Source organism: Kocuria tytonicola (assembly GCF_003687175.1).
GTDB lineage: Bacteria > Actinomycetota > Actinomycetes > Actinomycetales > Micrococcaceae > Kocuria > Kocuria tytonicola.
This window is the reverse complement of the sequence record NZ_RDEX01000004.1, coordinates 18,125-38,879: the sequence shown is the minus strand read 5'-3', so window position 1 is coordinate 38,879 and position 20,755 is coordinate 18,125. Positions and strand designations below refer to the sequence as shown.

Here is a 20,755-nt window from a genome sequence, read left to right as displayed (position 1 = left end):
GGCGGATCCCGAGGACCCGAGCGGTCCCGTTCTACACGAGGAGTGAGAAGATCTCATGGCTTTGACACCCGAAGACGTCATCAACAAGCGGTTCCAGCCCACCAAGTTCCGTGAGGGCTACGACCAGGACGAGGTGGACGACTTCCTGGACGAGGTCGTCGTGGAGCTGCGCCGCCTGCACCAGGAGAACGACGCCCTGCGCAAGCAGGTGGAGACCCTGGGCGGCCGTCCCGAGGAGACCGTCACGGCCTCCGACGACGCCGCGGGCACCACCGACTCCACGGTCACCCCCGCCGCCGCGTCCTCGCGCTCCGACGAGAACAGGACCACCGTCTCCGAGTCCGTCACGGTGGCACCGGCCACCACCACGGAGGCGGCGTCCACCACCGGCTCGGCCACCGCCGACACGACCACGAGCCACGAAAGCGCCACGACCACCGCCGCTGCCGCGACCACCGGGACGAACGGCACGCAGGCCGGCACCGCGGCGTCGTCGGTCCCGGCCGGTGCGAAGACCGCACCCGAGGCCTCCGACGCCTCGCAGTCCGCCGCCGCCGTGCTGGCCATGGCGCAGAAGTTGCACGACGACTACGTCTCCCAGGGCCAGGCCGAGCGCGAGCGCCTGATCACCGAGGGGCGCACCCAGGCGGACCACCTGGTGGCCGAGGGCAAGCGGACCAAGGAGGAGACGCTGTCCTCCCTGGAGACCGAGAAGGTGGACCTGGAAGCCGCCGTGGCCCAGCTGCGCGCCTTTGAGACCGACTACCGCGGCAGCCTCAAGAGCTTCATCAACGGGCAGCTGCGCGATCTCGACAACACCGGTTCCCTCGCCCCCACGGACGCCTCCAAGGCCGTGACGGGCAAGCGCACGGGCACCAAGTAAGCGCCTGTGACCGAGCACCCCTCGCACGCAGCGGCGGCTCCCGTTCCCACCCGGACGGGCCGCCGCTGCGGCATTGTGGCCCTGGGCGTGGCCGCCGCCGTGCTCTGCGCTGACCAGCTCGTGAAGCTGTGGGTCGTGGACAACCTGGCGCTGGGCCAGGAGTACCCCGTGGTCCCCGGGCTGCTGTGGTGGGAGCACATCCGCAACAGCGGGGGAGCGTTCTCCCTGGGCTCCGGCTCCACCTGGTTCTTCACGGTCGTGATGGCCGCCGTGGCCGTGGGCATCCTGTGGCTGCTGCGCCGGGTGCGGGACATGTGGTGGGCCCTGGCCCTGGGTCTCGTGCTCGGAGGCACCGCGGGCAACCTCACGGACCGGCTGCTCCGGGAGCCCGGCGTCGGGCGTGGACACGTGGTGGACTTCATCGCGGTGCCGCACTTCGCCATCTTCAACCTCGCGGACTGCGGGGTGGTCGTGGGCATCGGCCTCGTGCTGCTGCTCATCCTCACGGAACGGGACCTCGAGGCCCGGCGCGCAGGCAGCCCCGAGGAGGACACGGTGGTCGACCGTGAGCACTGAGCGCACCCGCCCCACGGGCTCCGATCCGGAGTACGCGGATGAGCGGTTCACCGCCTCCGCCGAGCAGGAGGGCCTGCGGCTCGACGCCGCCGTGGCGGCCTGGACAGGCCTGTCCCGGTCCGCGGCCGCGCAGCTGTGCGCCGGGGACCGTGTGACCCACAGGGGCCGGCCCGTGGGGAAGTCGCACCGGGTGGCGATGTCAGAGACCTACACCGTGCAGGTGCCCGTCCCGGAGGACCCCCACCGGATTGCCCCGCAGCACGTGCCGGACCTGCGTCTGGTGCACGTGGAGCCGTCCTACGTGGTGGTGGACAAGCCCGCCGGGGTGGCCGCCCACCCCTCACCCGGGTGGAAGGGGCCCACCGTGGTGGGCGCCCTGGCCGGGGCGGGAATCTCCGTGGCCACCTCCGGTGCACCGGAGCGCCAGGGCATCGTGCACCGGCTGGACGTGGGCACCTCCGGGCTCATGGTGGTCGCGCGCCAGGAGGGTGCGTACTCCCAGCTCAAGCGGGCGTTCAAGGAGCGCACGGTCACCAAGGTGTACCACGCCGTCGTCCAGGGCATCCCGGACCCGCTGACCGGGACCATCGACGCACCCATCGGGCGCCACCCCGGGCACGAGTGGCGCTTCGCGGTGCTGGAGGGCGGGCGGAACTCGGTGACGCACTACGAGGTGCTCGAGGCCTTCGGCCGGGCGTCGCTGGTGGAGGTGCGCCTGGAGACGGGACGCACCCACCAGATCCGCGTGCACTTCAGTGCGCTGCACCACCCGTGCTGCGGTGACCTCACCTACGGCGCGGACCCCGCGCTCTCGGCCGGACTGGGGCTCACGCGGCAGTGGCTGCACGCCAAGCGCCTGGGCTTCACCAGCCCCGCCACGGGGGAGCACGTGGAGTACGAGAGCCCGTACCCCACGGACCTCGCCTACGCGGTGGAGACCCTGCGGGAGGGCGGTCCGCAGCTGTGACGGATCTCCGGGCGGATCCCCACGCCCGGGTGGGCCGGATGTCCGGACCCCGTCCTAGAATGGGCCGGTGACTTCGGCGACCGGCAAAAAAGGCTTCACCCATCTCCACGTGCACACCGAGTACTCCATGCTGGACGGTGCCGCGCGCCTGAACGACCTCTTCGAGGAGTGCCACCGGCTGGGCATGGACTCCCTGGCCACCACGGACCACGGCTTCGTGTTCGGGGCGTTCGACTTCTGGAGCAAGGCGAAGGCCGCCGGCATCAAGCCCATCATCGGCGTGGAGGCGTACCTCACCCCGGGCACGGCCCGTCAGGACCGCACGCGCGTGAAGTTCGCGGACGGCGGCCGGGACGACGTCTCCGGTGCCGGCGCGTACACCCACATGACCCTGCTCGCGCAGTCCAGCGAGGGCATGCAGAACCTCTTCCGGGCCTCCACCAAGGCGTCCCTGGAGGGCCAGCTCTACAAGCCCCGCATGGACCGGGAGCTGCTCAACCAGTACGGCAAGGGCCTGATCGCCACCACTGGGTGCCCCTCCGGCGAGGTGCAGACCCGGTTGCGGCTGGGCCAGTACGACGAGGCCGTCAAGGCCGCCGCCGAGTTCCGGGACATCTTCGGTGCCGAGAACTTCTACTGCGAGCTCATGGACCACGGGCTGGGGATCGAGAAGCGGGTCACCCAGGACCTGCTGCGCCTGGCCAAGGATCTCAGCCTTCCGCTCGTGGCCACCAACGACCTGCACTACACGCACGCCGAGGACGCCAAGTCCCACGCCGCGCTGCTGTGCGTGCAGTCCGGTTCCACGCTGCAGGACCCCAAGCGGTTCAAGTTCGACGCGGACGAGTTCTACCTCAAGTCCCCCGAGCAGATGCGCGAGCTCTTCCGGGACTTCCCGGAGGCGTGCGACAACACGCTGGAGATCGCGGAGCGCTGCGAGGTGGACTTCGACACCTCCGCCAACTACATGCCGCGCTTCCCCACCCCCGAGGGCGAGGACGAGACCTCCTGGTTCATCAAGGAGGTGGAGAAGGGGCTGCACTACCGCTTCCCGGACGGCATCCCGGACGACGTCCGGGAGCAGGCGGAGTACGAGAAGAAGATCATCATCCAGATGGGCTTCCCCGGCTACTTCCTGGTGGTCGCGGACTTCATCAACTGGTCCAAGGACAACGGCATCCGTGTGGGCCCGGGCCGTGGCTCGGGCGCCGGTTCCATGGTGGCCTACGCCATGCGCATCACCGAGCTGAATCCCCTGGCGCACGGTCTGATCTTCGAGCGCTTCCTCAACCCGGACCGCGTGTCCATGCCCGACTTCGACGTGGACTTCGACGACCGCCGCCGCTCCGAGGTGATCCACTACGTCACGGAGAAGTACGGCGACGAGCGCGTGGCCATGATCGTCACGTACGGCACCATCAAGGCCAAGCAGGCGCTGAAGGACTCCTCCCGCGTGCTCGGCTACCCGTTCTCCATGGGGGAGCGGCTCACCAAGGCCATGCCGCCGGACGTGATGGGCAAGGGCATCTCCCTGCAGGACGTCTACGACAAGGACGCCAAGCGCTACGACGAGGCCGGCGAGCTGCGCGAGGTGCTCGAGGACGACCCGGAGTCCATGAAGGTCTTCGAGACCGCCCAGGGCCTGGAGGGACTCAAGCGCCAGTGGGGCGTGCACGCCGCGGGCGTGATCATGTCCTCGGACCCGTTGATCGACATCATCCCGCTCATGCGCCGCGAGCAGGACGGTCAGGTGATCACGCAGTTCGACTACCCCACGTGCGAGGGCCTGGGGCTCATCAAGATGGACTTCCTGGGGCTGCGCAACCTCACGATCATCTCGGACGCCCTGGAGAACATCAGCCTCAACCGGGACGGCTTCGTGCTGGACCTGGAGCACCTGCCCATCGACGACCCCGGCTCCTACGAGCTGCTGGCCCGCGGGGACACGCTCGGCGTGTTCCAGCTAGACGGCGGGCCCATGCGCCAGCTGCTCAAGCTCATGCGCCCCGACAACTTCGAGGACATCTCCGCGACCATCGCCCTCTACCGACCGGGGCCCATGGGTGCGAACTCCCACACGAACTACGCCCTGCGCAAGAACGGGGCGCAGGAGATCACCCCCATCCACCCGGAGCTCGCGGAGCCGCTCGAGGAGATCCTGGGCACCACCTACGGCCTGATCGTCTACCAGGAGCAGGTGATGGCCATCGCCCAGAAGGTGGCCGGCTACTCGCTGGGCCAGGCGGACATCCTGCGCCGCGCCATGGGCAAGAAGAAGAAGGCGGAGCTGGACAAGCAGTACCAGGGCTTCCACCAGGGCATGGTGGACCGCGGGTACTCCGAGGCGGCCATCAAGGCCCTGTGGGACATCCTGCTGCCGTTCTCGGACTACGCGTTCAACAAGGCCCACTCCGCCGCCTACGGTCTGGTCTCCTACTGGACCGCGTACCTCAAGGCGCACTACCCGGCCGAGTACATGGCCGCGCTGCTCACCTCGGTGGGCGACGACAAGGACAAGCTGGCCATGTACCTCACCGAGTGCCGTCACATGGGCATCACGGTGCTGCCGCCCGACGTCAACGAGTCCGAGCTGAACTTCACCCCTGTGGGCTCGGACATCCGCTTCGGCATGGGCGCGGTGCGCAACGTGGGCGCCAACGTGGTCCAGGCCATGGTGGACGCCCGCAACGAGCAGGGGAAGTTCACGTCCTTCAACGACTTCCTGGCCAAGGTCCCCGCCGTGGTCTGCAACAAGCGCACCATCGAGTCCATGATCAAGGCCGGTGCCTTCGACCAGCTGGGCCACACCCGCCGCAGCCTCGTGATGTGCCACGAGCAGGCGGTCGAGGACGTCGTGGCGCAGAAAAAGAAGGAGGACAACGGGGAGTTCACGTTCGACATCTTCTCGATGGGCGGTTCCGAGGACGAGGACCAGGAGACCTTCTCCGTGGAGGTCCCGGACGTTCCCGAGTGGGAGCGCAAGGACCTGCTTGCCTTCGAGCGGGAAATGCTCGGGCTGTACGTCTCGGACCACCCCCTGCGCGGGCTCGACGACGCCCTGGGCCAGTACACGGACACGGCCATCGCCCCGCTGCTCACCGAGGAGAACACCCGGCCCGACGGCGCCGTGGTCACCATCGGCGGCATGATCACGTCCCTGTCCCGCAGGATCGCGAAATCCTCCGGCAACGCCTACGCCCGTGTGGAGCTGGAGGACCGCTCCGGGTCCATCGAGGTGATGTTCTTCGGCAAGGCGTACGCGCCGATCGCCGGGGTGCTCACCGAGGACCTGATCTGCGTGATCAAGGGCCGGATGCAGCGCCGCGACGACGGTTCCATCACCATTTCCGCCCAGGAGCTCACGGTGCCCGAGCTCAGCGTGGACGGCTCCTCGGGGCCGGTGTGCGTGGCCCTGCCCGAGCACCGCGCCACGGAGGCCACGATCCGCCAGATCGGGGAGGTGCTGCGCAACCACAAGGGGGACTCCGAGGTGAGGATCCACCTGGACACCCGGCGCTGCACCCAGATCATGCGGCTGGGACCGGAGTACCGGGTGAATCCCTCGCCCGCGCTGTTCGGGGACCTCAAGGTGCTGCTCGGACCGGCGTGCCTCGAGGCGTGAGTCTGCGGGCACCCCGGTGGGGTGCGCGCCACGTGTGCGAGGCGGGACTGCTCCGTGGCTCGTGCGCCGGGCCAGCTCCCGCCCGCTCCCGCCCGGCACGCTCCCGAGTCCTCGCGTGGTGGCGTCGCGTGGTGCGGTGGACGCGCGATTGTAGACTGGACCGGTGAACCAGCACACCATGACGTCCACCGATTCCGGCCTGCCCGAGGCGTACCTGCGCGTGATCGACCTGCGCGGTCAGCACCTGGGCTGGGACGAGCTGCGGAGGGCGGTGCCCCGCCAGGCGGCGTCGTCGGTGGCCGAGGCCGAGGACAGCGTGCGGGCCATCATCGAGGACGTGCGCACCCGGGGGGCCGGGGCCCTGCGCGAGCTCGCCCAGCGCTTCGACGGCGTCGCGCAGCACCGCATCCGCGTGGCCCCCGAGGACATCGAACAGGCCGTGGCCGGGCTGGACCCTGCCGTGCGGCACGGGCTGGAGACCGCGATCGAGCGCACCCGGGCCTTCGCCCGGGCCCAGCGCCCGCGGGACGCCACCGTGGAGGTCGCCCCCGGGGCCACGCTGCACCACCGCTGGAAGGCCGTGCGCCGGGCGGGGCTCTACATCCCCGGAGGACTGGCCGTCTACCCGTCCTCGGTGGTCATGAACGTGGTCCCCGCGCAGGCCGCGGGCGTGGAGTCCGTGGTGCTGTGCTCACCCCCGCAGAAGGAGTTCGGCGGTCTCCCGCACCCCGTGGTCCTCGGGGCCGCCGGGCTGCTGGGCGTGGACGAGGTCTGGGCCGTGGGAGGCGCGCAGTCCCTGGCGGCCATGGCCCACGGCGTCACGGACGGACAGGACGTCCTGGAGCCCGTGAACACGCTGTCCGGGCCCGGGAACATCTTCGTGGCCACCGCCAAGCGGCAGCTGCGCTCCGTGGTGGGCGTGGACGCCGAGGCAGGCACCACGGAGATCGCGGTGCTCGCGGACGACTCTGCGGATCCGCGCTTCGTGGCCGCGGATCTGATCTCGCAGGCGGAGCACGACCCCGCCGCCGGATCGGTGCTGATCACCGACTCCCCGGAGCTGGCCCGCGCGGTGGCGCACGAGTTCGCCGCGCAGGTCCCGGCGGCCCGGCACCGCGAACGGATCGCCACCGCGCTGCGCGGGCCGCAGTCGGGCGTGGTCCTCACGGACGGGCTCGAGCAGTCCGTGGCGGTGGCCGACGCCTACGCCGCGGAGCACCTGGAGATCCACACGCGCGACGCCCGCGCGGTGGCCGGGCGCATCCGCAACGCGGGCGCGGTCTTCGTGGGCCCCTACAGCCCGGTCCCGCTCGGCGACTACGCCGCGGGCTCCAACCACGTGCTCCCCACGGGTGGCACCGCGGTCTTCACCTCGGGCCTGCAGACCGCGTCGTTCATGAAGGCCGTGCAGGTCATCGAGTACGACCGGGAGGCGCTCGCGCAGCTCGAGGGGGACATCGTGGCGCTCGCCGCGAGCGAGGACCTCCCCGCTCACGGCCGTGCGGTGACCATCCGCTCCGAGCCGGCCCGCGTCCGGGCGGACTCCCTCGTCCAGGACGGCGCCGAGGCCGCGTCCCCCACCCCGCCCCGGGAGGGCTGAGCCGTGCACTGCCCGTTCTGCCGCCACAACGACTCCAAGGTTGTGGACTCCCGCACCTCGGACGACGGCACCTCCATCCGCCGTCGGCGCCGCTGCACGGAGTGCGGTCGGCGGTTCTCCACGCTGGAGACCACGTCCATCTCGGTCATCAAGCGCTCCGGGGTGACCGAGCCGTTCGACCGGCAGAAGATCGTCAACGGTGTGCGCAAGGCGTGCCAGGGCCGCCCCGTGAGCGAGGACGACCTCGCGATGCTCGCGCAGGAGGTCGAGGAGTCCATCCGCGCCTCGGGCAGCGCGGAGGTCGAGGCGCACGACGTCGGGCTGGCGATCCTGCCGCCCCTGCGCCGCCTGGACGTGGTGGCCTACCTTCGCTTCGCGTCGGTCTACCAGGCGTTCGAGGACCTCGAGGACTTCGAACGGGCCATCGACGTGCTGCGGGACCAGCAGGCGGAGCTCGCGGGGCAGCAGACGCTCGTCCCGCCCGCCGGACGGACCACGGCGGGCACGGCCCCACGACGCCGCCCGGCGAGGAAGGGTCCGCAGGACGCCGAGGCAGCCCCGGACCAGGACGCTTCCGAGGCGGGAGCGGAACAGGCGGCGAGCGAGAAGGCCGCGGCGCCGCGGCGTCGTCGGCCGAAGAAGCCTGCGGAGGGCATCACGCAGCCGCGGCTGCTGTGACGGGCCGCTCGGTGCCGGTGCCGTGACCCGCCCCGGGCCGGGGAGCGGCGGACACCGACGAGCCGCGGGGGACACCGGTGCCCGGACTGCTACCCTCGCCTCGTGACGGATCAGCAGAACTCAGGCGAGACCAGTGCAGGACAGATCGAGGTGGTCCCGGCAGCACCCGCGGACACCGCTCGTGCGGCAGCCACTCTCGGTGCCGCGTTCGCCGTGGACCCGCACGTGGTGGGCTTGCTGCCCCACGGGGACGTGACGGCGTCGCTCACGAGGATGTGGGAGCGGATCGTGCGCGAGACGTTCGGGGCCGGGGGTCACGCGTACCTCGCCGTGCGGGCCGGCGAGCAGCAGCCGCTGGGGGTGGCGCTGTGGGAGGCGCCCGGGAGCAAGGTGTCGCTGGCCGGGATGATCCCGGGACTGCTCACGTACCTGCGCGTCTTCCGTCATCGGGTCCCGGACGCCCTGATCACGGAGCTCCTCGCCCACCGCGCGCACCCGTGCGCGCCGCACTGGTACCTCAAGGCCGTGGGGACCCTGCCCGACGTGCGGGGTGCCGGCGTGGGCAGCCTGCTGATCCGGGACCGGCTGGCCGCCGTGGACCGGCAGCACGTGGGCGCCTACCTGGAAGCCTCCACGGCGGATCTCGTGCCGTACTACGAGCGCTTCGGTTTCCGCTCGCGCGGGCCGGTGCCGAGCCGGGGCACCGTGGATGCCCTGGGGATGTGGCGCCCGCCCACGGCGTGAGCGGGAGTTCGCGCAGCGGGGACCGTTGCCGGCGCCCGCCGTCCTCGGGGACGCAGGCATGTGGTGGTGGGCCCTGCCGGAATCGAACCGACGACATCTACGGTGTAAACGTAGCGCTCTACCAGCTGAGCTAAAGGCCCGGGGATCGGGTGGGCACGACTGGTACAGCTGCCAGCACCCGATTGGGAGCCAGCCTACCGGCACACCGCGGCCCCACCCAGCGGGGTGGTCGTGAGCTTGCGCACGTGACCTGAAGCGCGCCCGCCGTGCGTTTGACACGTGGGCGTCACGATGCGTTAAGCTTGAGGAGTTCGGTGCGAGAGTAGCGAACGGCAAGGGGACGCTGGTGCGCTTGATCGCTTTCGGGCGTGACAGATACGGCGGTTCGATTCCGTCGGTCTCCACCACTGCAGAAGAAGCCCAGGATCACGTGGTTCCGGGCTTCTTCCATGCCCGCCCTCTCCCCGCGGGGGACGCCGCCCCGGGCGGTGCGCCGTGTCGGCCAGGGTGCGTAGGCTAGGAGCCATGGCAGCAGAAAAGAAAGCAGACATCGGCGTGACCGGCCTGGCCGTGATGGGCGCCAACCTCGCTCGCAACTTCGCACACCACGGGTACACCGTGGCGCTGCACAACCGGTCCTCCGCCAAGACGGACGCCCTGATCGAGGAGCACGGCTCCGAGGGCGACTTCATCCGGACGCGGACCATGCAGGACCTCGTGGACTCCCTGGAGCGTCCGCGCCGCGTGCTGATCATGGTCAAGGCGGGGGCTCCCGTGGATTCCGTGATCGAGCAGCTCACTCCGCTGCTGGACGAGGGCGACATCATCATCGACGGCGGCAACTCGTACTTCCAGGACACCCGCCGCCGGGAGCGCGAGTGCGCCGAGAAGGGCCTGCACTTCGTGGGCGTGGGTGTCTCCGGTGGTGAGGAGGGCGCTCTCAACGGGCCGTCCATCATGCCGGGCGGTTCCGAGGAGTCGTACCAGACCCTGGGGCCCATGCTCGAGGACATCTCCGCCAAGGCGGACGACGGCGCCCCGTGCTGCGCGTGGATCAGCACCGACGGTGCCGGGCACTTCGTGAAGATGGTGCACAACGGCATCGAGTACGCGGACATGCAGGTCATCGGCGAGGCCCACGAGCTGCTGCGCTCCGTGGCCGGGCTGGAGCCCGCCGAGCAGGCGGACGTGTTCGACGAGTGGAACACCACCGAGCTGTCCTCCTACCTGATCGAGATCACCGCCCAGGTGCTGCGCCAGGTCGACCCGAAGACCGGCAAGCCGTTCATCGACATCGTGGCGGACGCCGCCGGTCAGAAGGGCACGGGACGCTGGACCGTGCAGGAGGCCCTGGAACTGGGTTCTCCCGTCACGGCCATCGCCGAGTCCGTTTTCGCCCGTGCGCTGTCCTCCTCCGAGCCGGCGATGCGCAAGCAGGCCCAGGAAGTGCTGCCCGCGGGCATCGGCGACACCACCGAGGACGTCGTGAAGGACCCCGGGTTCGTGGACGACGTCCGCAAGGCGCTCTACGCCTCCAAACTGGTCTCCTACGCCCAGGGCCTGGACATGCTCACCATGGCCGGGCGGGAGTACGGGTGGAACCTGGACCTCGCCACGATCGCGAGCCTGTGGCGCAACGGCTGCATCATCCGGGCCGAGCTGCTCAACGTGATCATGGCCGCGTACGAGGGGGACAAGGCTCCGCTGAACCTGCTGTTCGCCCCCGAGTTCGTGACCTCCATCGAGGACGCCCTGCCGGCGTGGCGCCGCGTGGTGGCACGCGCCGTCGAGCGCGGCATCCCCGCCCCGGTGTTCTCCTCGGCGCTCGCGTACTACGACGCACTGCGCCGCCCGCGCCTGAACGCGGCCCTCACGCAGGGGCTGCGGGACTACTTCGGGGCGCACACCTACAAGCGCATCGACGACCCGGACTCCAGCTTCCACGTGCTGTGGAGCGGGAACCGTGCCGAGGTGGTCTCCTGAGCCGGGCACCGCACCTCGGCGTGCGCGGCACGTGAGGCGACGACGGGCCGGGCTCCCCGTGGGGGACCCGGCCCGTCGTCCTCTCTTCCGGCTGAGTGGTGACCCGGCCGCCGGATCAGATCCACATGGCGGGGTCGATGTACGCGGCGGGGTCCACGAGCGGCTCCTGCTTCTCGGGGGTGCGGCGGCGGATCTTGCCGGGAATGCCGGTGACGATGGAGTCCTCGGGCACGTCCTTGACCACCACCGCGTTGGCGCCCACGGCGGAGTCCCGGCCCACCGTGAGGGGACCGAGGATCTTGGCCCCGGCCCCGATGGTCACCCGGTCCTCCACCGTGGGGTGGCGCTTGACGGGCTCCAGCGAGCGGCCGCCCAGGGTCACGCCGTGGTAGATCATCACGTCGTCACCGATCTCCGCCGTCTCCCCGATCACCACGCCCATGCCGTGGTCGATGAAGAAGCGCCGCCCGATGGTGGCACCCGGGTGGATCTCCACACCCGTGGCGAAGCGCGCGAGCTGCGAGACGGTGCGGGCCAGGAGGCGCCGTTCCGGGTTCTGCCACAGCCGGTGGGAGAGCCGGTGCGCCCAGATGGCGTGCAGGCCGGAGTAGTTGAGGAGGATCTCCGCGCTCGAGCGCGCGGCGGGATCGTGTGCCCGGGCCGTGTCGAGGTCTTCGTGCAGTCTGCGCCAGAAACCCACGTGAGCTTCCCCCCTGAATGTGCTGGTTCGGATGACGGTGGAGCGAGCACGTGACAGTGCCCGGGACGCGTGGTGACGGGGTGCGTCCCGGGCACTCACGGGTGCTGCGCGGGATCAGCCCCGGATGTCCTCGTAGAGGATCGTGGAGATGTAGCGCTCGCCGTAGTCGCACACCACGGCCACGATGAGCTTGTCCCGGTTCTCCTCCTTGGCGGCCTCCTGCAGCGCCGCCCAGATGATGGCGCCGGTGGAGATCCCGCCCAGGATCCCTTCCCGGGAGCCCAGCTCGCGCGCGTACTTCACGGAGTTCTCCACCGTGACGTCGTAGACGTCGTCGTAGATCTCGCGGTCGAGGACGTCGGGTACGAAGTTGGCGCCGAGGCCCTGGATCTTGTGGGGACCTGCCTTGCCCTCGGTCAGCAGCGGGGAGTCGGAGGGCTCCACGGCCACGAGGCGCACCCCGGGCTTCTGCTCGCGCAGGTACTTGCCGGCCCCGGAGATCGTGCCGCCCGTGCCGATGCCCGCGACGAAGACGTCCACGGCGCCGTCGGTGTCGTTCCAGATCTCGGGGCCCGTGGTCTCGTAGTGCACCTTGGGGTTGGCCGGGTTCGCGAACTGGCTGGCGAGGATGGCGTTCTCCGTGGTGTCCACGATCTCCTGGGCCTTGTCCACCGCACCGCGCATGCCGTCAGCACCGGGGGTCAGCACGATCTCCGCGCCGTACGCCCGCAGCATCACGCGCCGCTCGGTGGACATGGTCTCGGGCATGGTCAGGATGACCTTGTAGCCGCGTGCGGCGCCCACCATGGCCAGGGCGATGCCGGTGTTGCCGGAGGTGCCCTCCACGATCGTGCCGCCGGGCTCGAGCTGCCCCGAGGCCTCCGCGGCGTCCACGATGGCCTTGCCGATCCGGTCCTTGACCGAGTTGGCGGGGTTGTAGAACTCGAGCTTGACGGCCACGTTGCCGGGGAGGTCCTCGTCGAGGTGGTTGAGGCGCACCAGGGGAGTGCCCCCCACGATCTCGGTGACGTCGTTGTAGATCTTGCCCATCGTCTGTCTCCTGTTCAGCAGGTTCTGTTCGGTGCTTCGCCGTGACGGCTCAGCGGTGCCGTTCGGCAGTGCCCAGAGTCCGTTTCAGCGTATCGGTGCGCTGTCCAGCCGGTTCAGTCCGTGAGCCACACGGCGTAACGTTTGCGGACCTTCGCGAGCTTGGGGTTGATGATCACCTGGCAGTAGCCGTTGAAGGGCTGGTTGCCGTAGAAGTCCTGGTGGAAGTCCTCGGCCTCGTGCAGCGGACCCAGCGGCTCCACCGTGGTGACCACGGGGTCCTTGAACCAGTCCTGGACACGGGTGATCGCGGCCTCGAAGAGTGCCTTCTGCTCCGCGTCCGCGGGGAACATCGCGGAGCGGTACTGCGTCCCCACGTCGTAGCCCTGGCGGTTGAGCGTGGTGGGGTCGTGGCCCGTGAAGAACAGGTCCAGGATCACGTCCGCGGGGACCACGGAGGGGTCGAAGGTGACCTCCACGGCCTCGGCGTGGCCCGTGGTTCCCGAGCACACGGATTCGTAGTCCGGGTGGGCGGTGTGCCCGCCCGTGTAGACGCTGCGGACGCGCTGGACGCCGCGCGTCCTGCGGTACACGGCGTCGAGACACCAGAAGCAGCCACCGGCCAGCACGAACGTCTGCGGTGTGGATGAAGTCATGCCCTGTACAACGCGTGACGCGCCAGAAGATTCCCGGGCGCCGCCCCGCCGCGCTCCTAGGATGGGGCCATGAGCACCGAAGTCCCGAACCCCCTCACGCACCCCACGCTGCAGGACGTCGTCGCCGCGGCGGACACCCTGTGGCCCTTCCGGTGGCAGGAGGACTGGGATGCCTCAGGGCTCGCCGTGGGACGGCCTGAGGCCACCGTGCAGCGCATCCACCTTGCCGTGGACCCGGTGGCGGCGGTGGTTCGGGAGGCCGTCGAAGCGGGCGCGGACCTGCTGCTCACGCACCATCCCCTGCTGCTGCGCGGTGTCACCTCCGTGGCCGCGGACGGTTTCAAGGGCCGCACCGTGCACGAGCTCGTCGAAAACCGGTGCGCCCTGCTGAGCTGCCACACGAACGCGGACTCCGCGCGTCGCGGCGTCTCGGACGCCCTGATCGCGGCCTGCGGGGTCAATGCCGACGACGCCGCGCCGCTCGTCCCGCGCGCCGGCGACCCCCGCGCGGGGCTGGGCCGGGTGGGCACACTGGACGAGCCCGTGACCCTGCGGGAGCTCGCCGACCGGCTTGCGGCCCGCCTCCCGGCAACGGCGCAGGGGCTGCGCGTGGCGGGGGACCCGGATCGTCGGGTGAGCACTGTGGCGGTGTGCGGCGGATCGGGCGACTCCCTCTTCGAGACCGTGCGCTCCCACGGGGCGGACGTGTATGTGACCGCGGACCTACGCCACCACCCGGCATCGGAGGCCCGGGAGCAGGCGCTCGGGCCGGGGCGGCGGGGGACTCCCGCGCTGATCGACGCCGCCCACTCCGCGAGCGAGGCGCTGTGGCTGCCCTGGGCCGCGGCTGACCTGCAGCGTCTTCTGGCCTCCCGGGGGTTCCGCGTGGCGATCCACGTGAGCACCCTGCGCACCGACCCGTGGGACTTCACGGTGCGGGCTCCGGCCGACTGAACGACGGCCCACCACCGGGCGGGGACGACGACGGCGCGTGGTCACCAGTCGGACCGCCCGGCGGCGCGCAGGCTCGGGACGGGCGCGATCACCGCGCCATCCCGGCGCCGGCTCCGCCCCGAGCCCGATGCACCCCCACCCCGCCCCGACCTGCACCACCCCGAGGAGAACCCCATGACGACGTCCCGCTCATCCCTTCCCGCCCTGCTGGAGCTGCAGGCGGTGGACTCCCGTCTGCTCACCAGGCTGGCGCGCGCGAAGGAGCTGCAGACCTCTGAGCACGTGGCGGCCCTGATGGCCCGCCGCACCCAGGCGATCGCCGCGGCCCGTGAGCTGGACGCCGCGGTGGGACAGGCCCAGGACGCCGTTCAGCAGGCGGAGGCCACGGTGGTCGAGATCCAGACCAGGATCGACCGGGACACCGAGCGGCTCAACGCGGGCGGGACCTCCAAGGACCTGATGGGCATCCAGCACCAGATCGAGACCCTCACGGCGCAGCGGGAGCGGGCGGAGGAGGCGCAGCTGCAGGCCATGGACCACGCCGAGGAGGTGGCCGCCGATCGTGAGCGCAAGCAGCCCCTGCTGCGCGCCGCGGACGCCGAGGCCCGGGCCGCGGTGGCCGAACGGGACGCCGAACTCGCACGGCTCAAGGAGGAGCACGCCCGGCTCACCGCCGAACGCGATCGCAGGGCGTCGGCCATCACGGACTCGCCGCTCCTGCGGCGCTACGACCGGCTGCGCAACGCCCGCGGGGGAGGACGCATCGCCGTGGCCCGCTATGAGAACGGAACGTGCGGCGCGTGCGGCACGCGCCTGAGTCCCGCGGACGCCGCGGCACTCGAGGCCACTCCGGACACCGCGATCCCGCAGTGCCCCGAGTGCTCGGCGATGCTCGTGCTGTGACCGCGCAGGGTCCTCTGCCCGCGCCCGGTCGGGCGCCCGTGCAGTGGGCGGCATCGGGCGGCCGACCGCCCGGGCCGGGTGCGGAGGAGTCCACCGTTCTCGTGGGCGGGGCACCGCGGGTCCGAGTGCGCCGGACCGGGGCGCGCGGGCGCGGTAGGATCGGTGCGGACAGGTGGGCCGGGCGACCGCGCGGCGTCGTCGTTCGTGACGGCGTCTCGAGGAAAGTCCGGGCTCCGCAGAGCAGGACGGTGGGTAACACCCACTCGGGGAAACCCGCAGGACAGTGCCACAGAAAACAGACCGCCCGCCACGCGCGGGTCAGGGTGAAAAGGTGGTGTAAGAGACCACCAGCGCGCCGGGTGACCGGCGCGGCTCGGTAAACCCCGTCCGGAGCAAGGCCACGCAGGGCGCGACCGAGGGCTGCTCGCCCGAGCGTCCGGGTAGGCTGCTCGAGCCGTGCGGCAACGCACGGCCTAGATGGATGGTCGTCACCGCGGTGCGGGCAACCGGCCGCGGCACAGAACCCGGCTCACAGGCCCACCTGTCCACCTACACTCGTGGGGTGCTGATTCTCCTGCCGCCCTCCGAATCGAAGACCGCCCCGGCTGCGGGTGCTCCCCTTGACCTCGACGCGCTGGACCTTCCCGCGCTGACCCCGGACCGTGCACAGCTCGTCCGTCACCTCGCGGAGGTCAGCGCCCGTGAGGACGCGCTCGCGGTGCTGGGCGTGGGGCCCTCGCTCGCGGACGACGTCGCCCGCAACCTCGCATTCGACACCGCACCCGCCGCGCCGGCCCTGGAGGTCTACACGGGCGTGCTCTACGACGCCCTGGGTGCCTCGACCCTGTCGGCAGAAGCGCGCGCCGTGGCGGACGAGAGCCTCCTGGTGGTCTCCGCGCTCTGGGGGGCGGTGCGGCCCACGGACCGGATTCCTGCCTACCGGCTGTCCATGGGAACGGTGCTGCCGGGCACGGGGAGATTGAGCACCTGGTGGAAGCCTCGACTCGCCCCGGTGCTGGGCGAGCTCGCTGCGGAGCAGGTGGTGGTGGACTGCCGGTCCGCAGCCTACGCCGCGGCGTGGAAGGCTCCGGTGCCGCGCGCGGTCACGGTGCGCGTGGAGCAGGAAAAGCTGGACGGCACGCGCTCGGTCGTCTCGCACCACGCCAAGCACACGCGCGGCCTCGTGGCACGGGCACTGTGCGAGTTCCGCGGCGCCGGGGGAGCGGTGGACACCGTCGAGCAGGTGCGCGACGCGCTGTCCCAGCACTGGACGGTGGAGCTGGAGGAGCCCACGAGCCGCGCGGCGGGTGTGCTGACGGTCGTCCTGACGTCCTGATGTTGTGACGTCCTGCCCCGGCACCGGCCGGCTCCATCGGCCCGCCAGTCCGCCGGGGAAACCGGCTCAGTGGCCGAACGGGTCCTCGTCCACACCGGGCAACCAGGTGGAGTCCGTGCCCCAGCCCTCCTTGGTGATGGCCTTGCGGGCCTTCTTCGACCACTTGGGGTTGAGCCGGTCCACGTAGAGCTTGCCGTCCAGGTGGTCGTACTCGTGCTGCATCACCCGGGCAAACCAGCCGTTCGCCTCGAACGCCACGGGGTCCCCGTTCTCGTTCTGGCCCGCGATCCGGACCCAGTCCGCGCGCTTGAGGGGCCAGGCCTGCCCGGGGACGGACAGGCAGCCCTCGGACTCCTCGTCCGGGTCCGGGGCCGTCTCGGCGATCTTGCCCGTGGTCAACACCGGGTTGACGAGCGTCCCCCGGGGGGCCACGCCGTCCTCGTTCTCGTAGAGGTAGGTGAAGATCCGCAGTCCCACCCCGATCTGCGGTGCCGCGAGACCCACACCGTGGGAGGCGTCCATGGTCTCGTGCATGTCCGCGACCAGCTCGCGCAGGGCGTCGTCGAACTCCGTGACCCGCGCCGCGGGGTGGTGCAGCACGGGGTTGCCGGAGATCACGATGGGGCGGATGCTCATGCTGGGTACCTCGAGGAATCGCGTGTGGTGGTGGGACCGGTCCGCGGCTCGTGCCGGCGGCGGCGGTGGCCGGTGTTCCGCACGGCCGCAGGACAATATATCGTGTCGGAACCGTCAGTAAGATGTGTATCGTCGCCCGGGGCCGCCCGAGGAACGGAGCGCACTCCACCCGTGTGCGGTGATCCGCTGAGCGGGACACGGTGCCCGCGCGGGCACCCAGCCACGGCACCGTTCGTCTACCGCAGGAGGTCCCACCGAGTGAGGGTCGCGTCTTTGCCCCACGGTCACGTGTACGTCGAGCACCTCAGTGACCCCGCCGGTCCGCAGGCCGTCCACCGGTTGCCGGACCCCGCGCCCGCACACCCCGTTCCCGGCGCTCCCTGGTGGCCGCTGGTGATGCTCGACGAGACCTGGATCCGTGGGCACGCGGCGGAGTTCGACGTCTACCACCTGCACTTCGGTTTCGATCAGACCCCTCCGCAGACCCTGCAGCGCATCGTGGCCACCCTGCGCGAGCTCGGCAAGCCGCTCGTCTACACCGTGCACGACCTGCGCAACCCGCACCAGGAGGATCCCACCGCCCAGGACGCCGCGCTGGACGTGCTGGTTCCCGGCGCGGACGAGCTCATCACGCTCACCGCGGGAGCAGCCCGCGAGATCGAGCGCCGGTGGGGCCGCAGCGCCACCGTGGTGCCCCACCCGCACGTCCTGCCGCTGGACTCCTGGCGGACACACGCGCCCGTGCCGGAAGTCCCCACCGTGGGACTGCACCTCAAGAGCCTGCGCACCAACATGAACCCCCTCCCGTTGGCCCGCCTGCTCATGGCGCACGCCGCGCAGGGCGCGATCCGCCTGGTGCTGGACGCCCACACGGACGTGGTCACCACGGGTGCGCGGCACCACGACGCCCGTGTGGTGGAGCTGCTCGAGGCCGCCCGGCACACCGAGGGCGTCACGGTCCACGTGCACGGGATCTACACCGACGAGCAGCTGCGGGACTACCTGCGCGGCCTGGACCTCTCCGTGCTCGCCTACCGCTTCGGCACCCACTCGGGCTGGCTCGAGCTGTGCCACGACCTCGGCACGCACGTGCTGGCACCCACCGTGGGCTTCTACCACGACCAGCACCCCGGCGTGCTGGGCTTCGACTGGGACGACTCCGGGGCGCCCGACGCCGCCCAGGTCGGCGCCGCGCTCGCGGCGCTTCCCGGTCTGGGCCCCTGGCAGACGAGTGCCCGGGAGCGGGCGGCCCAGCGACGTCGTATTGCGGCGACCCACACCGAGGTCTACCGCCGTGCCGTGGCCGCGCGCACCCCGGGGGAGGGGGGTGCCGCGTGAAGGTGGCACTGCTCGCCCACGACCGCTTTCCGATCATCCCGCCGTTCTCGGGCGGCCTGGAGTCCTTCACGTGGCACCTGGCCCGCGGGCTCAGGCGCCGCGGCATGGACGTGGTGGTCTTCGCCGCGCCCGGCTCGGACCCGCGGCTCGGCATCGAGGAGCTGGACGTGCAGCCCCTCGTGCTGAGCGACGCGGCCCGCAACGACGTCGCCATGCCCCCGGAGGCGCAGGTGCGGGAGACGTTCTCCTACATGCAGGTGATGCGGGCCTTCGGGAACCGCCCGGACATCGACGTGGTGCACAACAACTCCCTGCACTTCCTGCCCATCGTGATGTCCGCGGCCATCCCGCAGCCCATGGTCACCACCCTGCACACCCCGGTCACCCCGTGGCTGGAGCCCGCGCTGCGGCTCACCCCCACCGCGCACACCGTGGCGGTCAGCGACTCCGTGGCCCAGCTGTGGAGCACCGTGACACCCGCCCGTGTGATCCGCAACGGGGTGGACCCCCACGAATGGCGCCCGGGCCCGGGCGGGGACGCCCTGGTGTGGTCCGGGCGGATCGTCCCGGAGAAGGCACCGCACGTGGCCGCGCTGATCGCGAGCAAGGCCGGCCGGCGGCTGCGGATCGCCGGGCCGATCGCGGACCGCCAGTACTTCGAGTCGAAGCTCGAACCGCTGCTGGACGAGCACATCACCTACGTGGGGCACCTGGACACCGAGCAGCTGCGGGAGCTCGCCGGGCACAGCGCTGCGAGCCTCGTGACACCGGCGTGGGAGGAGCCCTACGGTCTCGTGGCCGCCGAGGCCATGGCGTGCGGCACCCCGGTGCTCGCGGTGGCCCGCGGCGGACTCAGCGAGATCGTCCGCTTCCCGGGCGGCCTGACGTCCCAACCGGGGGTGAGCGAGGCCGAGACCGTGGCGGGGGCCGCCGCCATGCTGCCGCTCGTGGTCGCGATGGACCGTGCCCGGGTGCGCCGCTACGCGCTCGAGAACTGCTCGCTGGAGGCCACCGTGGATGCCTATGCCGATCTCTACCGGGAGCTGGTGCACGCGTGATCGGCTACTACGTCCACCACCACGGCCTCGGGCACCGCAACCGGGCCGTGCAGATCGCCCGGGAGCTCACGACCGGCGTGGTGGGCTTCAGCTCGCTGGAGCGTCCCGCGGACTGGCCCGGCGAGTGGGTCCAGCTGCCCCCGGACGACGCCGGACACCCCGCGGATCCCACCGCGAACGGGGTCCTGCACTGGGCGCCGCTGCACCACCCCGGCCACCGCGAGCGGATGGGCCTGTTGGCTGATCGGCTGCGCACGGACGTGGAGCTGATGGTCACCGACACCTCAGCGGAGGTCACCCTGCTGGCGCGACTCATGGGCGTGCCCACCGCGGTGATGGCCATGCGCGGGGACCGCACCGACCGCACGCACCGTGCCGCGTACGACGCCGCCACCGCCCTGGTCGCACCGTGGTCCCGTGAGACCGCGGAGCCGTACTGGCCCGGGGAGTGGACCCGGAAGACCATGTTCACCGGGGCGATCTCCCGCTTCGACGTGCCCTCGCGACCCCCGGAGCCGGAGTCCGGCGCGGACCAGGGTGCGGGGCGCTCGGGACCGGACCGGGCGGCGTCGTCCGCCGGCGGTGCCGCGGAGCCGGCAGACGGCGCGGCCCAGCGGAACTCGGTGCTCGTGGTGTGGGGGCGCGGGGGCACCGTCGTGGGTGAGGCGGAGATCGAGGCCGCCCGTGCGGCGACACCCGGCTGGACGTGGACCGTGCGCACCCCGGACAATCCCTCGCCCGACCTGTGGCGCGAGCTGCAGGAGGCCGCGGTGGTGGTCACCCACGGCGGGAACAACGCCGTTGCGGAGCTCTCCGCCGTGGGCGCACGGGCCGTGGTGGTGGCCCAGCCGCGGCCGCACGACGAGCAGCTGGCCACCGCGGCCGCGCTCGACCGGGCGGGGATCTGCGTGGGGCTCTCCGAGTGGCCCGCAGCGGCCGAGTGGCCCGGACTGCTGGGGCGGGCCGGGCAGCTGGGAGGGTCGCGCTGGTCCCTCTGGCGCCACGGCGACGGCGCCCGGCGCGCGGCCCGCGCGCTGGAGGCCGTGCTGAGCGGAGGTGGGGCGTGAGGACCGC

At 71.4% G+C, this 20,755-nt stretch carries 17 protein-coding genes, 1 tRNA gene, 1 other RNA gene and 1 pseudogene; 15 read left to right on the top strand and 5 right to left on the bottom strand.

Annotation, left to right across the window (positions count from 1 at the left end):
* Positions 1-55 precede the first annotated feature (55 nt).
* The 7 genes and pseudogenes from EAE32_RS11270 (at position 56) to EAE32_RS11240 (ending at position 9,070) form a co-directional block, all read left to right on the top strand.
* Positions 56-883: a DivIVA domain-containing protein gene (locus EAE32_RS11270; RefSeq protein ID WP_121865235.1), complete on the top strand. Its 828-nt coding sequence runs from the start codon at positions 56-58 to the stop codon at positions 881-883.
* Positions 884-889: 6 nt separating this feature from the next.
* The gene (lspA, locus tag EAE32_RS11265) at positions 890-1,459 is read left to right on the top strand and encodes a signal peptidase II (RefSeq protein WP_121865234.1); all 570 of its coding nucleotides are present in this window, start codon (positions 890-892) and stop codon (positions 1,457-1,459) included.
* Positions 1,449-2,426 carry an RluA family pseudouridine synthase gene (locus tag EAE32_RS11260; protein WP_207803890.1) on the top strand — a complete coding sequence of 326 codons (978 nt, stop codon included), beginning with the start codon at positions 1,449-1,451 and terminating at the stop codon, positions 2,424-2,426. Before lspA ends, EAE32_RS11260 begins: the two co-directional genes overlap by 11 nt.
* Before the next feature lie 127 nt (positions 2,427-2,553).
* Positions 2,554-6,048 carry a DNA polymerase III subunit alpha gene (gene dnaE / locus EAE32_RS11255; RefSeq protein ID WP_243635707.1) on the top strand — a complete coding sequence of 1,165 codons (3,495 nt, stop codon included), beginning with the start codon at positions 2,554-2,556 and terminating at the stop codon, positions 6,046-6,048.
* Positions 6,049-6,226: 178 nt separating this feature from the next.
* Positions 6,227-7,648 (top strand): histidinol dehydrogenase, encoded by a 1,422-nt coding sequence (gene hisD, locus EAE32_RS11250; protein ID WP_121865283.1) that lies wholly within the window; start codon positions 6,227-6,229, stop codon positions 7,646-7,648.
* 3 nt (positions 7,649-7,651) lie between these two features.
* Positions 7,652-8,101: pseudogene (nrdR, locus tag EAE32_RS11245) on the top strand (transcriptional regulator NrdR); the annotation flags it as partial.
* A gap of 327 nt (positions 8,102-8,428) precedes the next feature.
* Positions 8,429-9,070, top strand: coding sequence for a GNAT family N-acetyltransferase (locus tag EAE32_RS11240; RefSeq protein WP_121846230.1), 642 nt, complete (start codon positions 8,429-8,431; stop codon positions 9,068-9,070).
* A gap of 64 nt (positions 9,071-9,134) precedes the next feature.
* Here EAE32_RS11240 and EAE32_RS11235 read toward each other — a convergent pair.
* Positions 9,135-9,210, bottom strand: a tRNA-Val gene (locus EAE32_RS11235).
* Between the two features lie 385 nt (positions 9,211-9,595).
* On the opposite strand from EAE32_RS11235, the gene gndA reads away from it, so the two are divergent.
* A complete protein-coding gene (gene gndA, locus EAE32_RS11230; RefSeq protein WP_121865232.1) occupies positions 9,596-11,053 on the top strand; it encodes an NADP-dependent phosphogluconate dehydrogenase in 1,458 nt (485 codons plus the stop codon).
* 115 nt (positions 11,054-11,168) lie between these two features.
* Here the strand turns inward: gndA and epsC are convergent, their stop codons facing one another.
* The 3 genes from epsC to msrA form a co-directional block, all read right to left on the bottom strand.
* Entirely contained in the window at positions 11,169-11,753 is a 585-nt protein-coding gene (epsC, locus tag EAE32_RS11225; RefSeq protein WP_121846228.1) for a serine O-acetyltransferase EpsC, read from the bottom strand.
* A 114-nt stretch (positions 11,754-11,867) separates the two neighbouring features.
* Positions 11,868-12,803 (bottom strand): cysteine synthase A, encoded by a 936-nt coding sequence (gene cysK, locus EAE32_RS11220; protein WP_121846227.1) that lies wholly within the window; start codon positions 12,801-12,803, stop codon positions 11,868-11,870.
* Positions 12,804-12,916: 113 nt separating this feature from the next.
* Complete coding sequence (gene msrA, locus EAE32_RS11215) at positions 12,917-13,456, bottom strand: peptide-methionine (S)-S-oxide reductase MsrA (RefSeq protein ID WP_121865231.1); 540 nt, start codon at positions 13,454-13,456, stop codon at positions 12,917-12,919.
* Between the two features lie 69 nt (positions 13,457-13,525).
* Between msrA and EAE32_RS11210 the strand changes: the two genes are divergently transcribed.
* The 4 genes from EAE32_RS11210 (at position 13,526) to EAE32_RS11195 (ending at position 16,649) form a co-directional block, all read left to right on the top strand.
* A complete protein-coding gene (locus tag EAE32_RS11210; RefSeq protein WP_121865230.1) occupies positions 13,526-14,410 on the top strand; it encodes a Nif3-like dinuclear metal center hexameric protein in 885 nt (294 codons plus the stop codon).
* Between the two features lie 174 nt (positions 14,411-14,584).
* Positions 14,585-15,313, top strand: coding sequence for a zinc ribbon domain-containing protein (locus EAE32_RS11205; RefSeq protein ID WP_121865229.1), 729 nt, complete (start codon positions 14,585-14,587; stop codon positions 15,311-15,313).
* Between the two features lie 169 nt (positions 15,314-15,482).
* Positions 15,483-15,861, top strand: an RNA gene (gene rnpB / locus EAE32_RS11200) — RNase P RNA component class A.
* A 14-nt stretch (positions 15,862-15,875) separates the two neighbouring features.
* Positions 15,876-16,649 (top strand): YaaA family protein, encoded by a 774-nt coding sequence (locus EAE32_RS11195; RefSeq protein WP_121865282.1) that lies wholly within the window; start codon positions 15,876-15,878, stop codon positions 16,647-16,649.
* 66 nt (positions 16,650-16,715) lie between these two features.
* Here the strand turns inward: EAE32_RS11195 and def are convergent, their stop codons facing one another.
* On the bottom strand, positions 16,716-17,285 hold the full coding sequence (def, locus tag EAE32_RS11190) for a peptide deformylase (protein WP_121865228.1): 570 nt from the start codon (positions 17,283-17,285) through the stop codon (positions 16,716-16,718).
* Positions 17,286-17,543: 258 nt separating this feature from the next.
* Between def and EAE32_RS11185 the strand changes: the two genes are divergently transcribed.
* Genes EAE32_RS11185 through EAE32_RS11175 form a run of 3 tightly spaced genes read left to right on the top strand, consistent with a single transcriptional unit; the run spans position 17,544 to position 20,748 of the window.
* Positions 17,544-18,623: a glycosyltransferase family protein gene (locus EAE32_RS11185; RefSeq protein WP_121865227.1), complete on the top strand. Its 1,080-nt coding sequence runs from the start codon at positions 17,544-17,546 to the stop codon at positions 18,621-18,623.
* Positions 18,620-19,681: a glycosyltransferase gene (locus EAE32_RS11180; protein ID WP_121865226.1), complete on the top strand. Its 1,062-nt coding sequence runs from the start codon at positions 18,620-18,622 to the stop codon at positions 19,679-19,681. The genes EAE32_RS11185 and EAE32_RS11180 overlap by 4 nt, the downstream gene beginning before the upstream one ends.
* Entirely contained in the window at positions 19,678-20,748 is a 1,071-nt protein-coding gene (locus EAE32_RS11175; RefSeq protein WP_121865225.1) for a glycosyltransferase, read from the top strand. Before EAE32_RS11180 ends, EAE32_RS11175 begins: the two co-directional genes overlap by 4 nt.
* The last annotated feature ends 7 nt before the right edge of the window (positions 20,749-20,755 follow it).

What these genes read in the sequence shown, in the direction of transcription:
- EAE32_RS11270 (WP_121865235.1), top strand. Translation starts at nt 56, where the DNA reads ATGGCTTTGACACCCGAAGACGTCATCAACAAGCGGTTCCAGCCCACC.
- dnaE (WP_243635707.1), top strand. Translation starts at nt 2,554, where the DNA reads ATGCTGGACGGTGCCGCGCGCCTGAACGACCTCTTCGAGGAGTGCCAC.
- hisD (WP_121865283.1), top strand. Translation starts at nt 6,227, where the DNA reads ATGACGTCCACCGATTCCGGCCTGCCCGAGGCGTACCTGCGCGTGATC.
- gndA (WP_121865232.1), top strand. Translation starts at nt 9,596, where the DNA reads ATGGCAGCAGAAAAGAAAGCAGACATCGGCGTGACCGGCCTGGCCGTG.
- cysK (WP_121846227.1), bottom strand. Translation starts at nt 12,803, where the DNA reads ATGGGCAAGATCTACAACGACGTCACCGAGATCGTGGGGGGCACTCCC.
- msrA (WP_121865231.1), bottom strand. Translation starts at nt 13,456, where the DNA reads ATGACTTCATCCACACCGCAGACGTTCGTGCTGGCCGGTGGCTGCTTC.
- EAE32_RS11210 (WP_121865230.1), top strand. Translation starts at nt 13,526, where the DNA reads ATGAGCACCGAAGTCCCGAACCCCCTCACGCACCCCACGCTGCAGGAC.
- EAE32_RS11205 (WP_121865229.1), top strand. Translation starts at nt 14,585, where the DNA reads ATGACGACGTCCCGCTCATCCCTTCCCGCCCTGCTGGAGCTGCAGGCG.
- def (WP_121865228.1), bottom strand. Translation starts at nt 17,285, where the DNA reads ATGAGCATCCGCCCCATCGTGATCTCCGGCAACCCCGTGCTGCACCAC.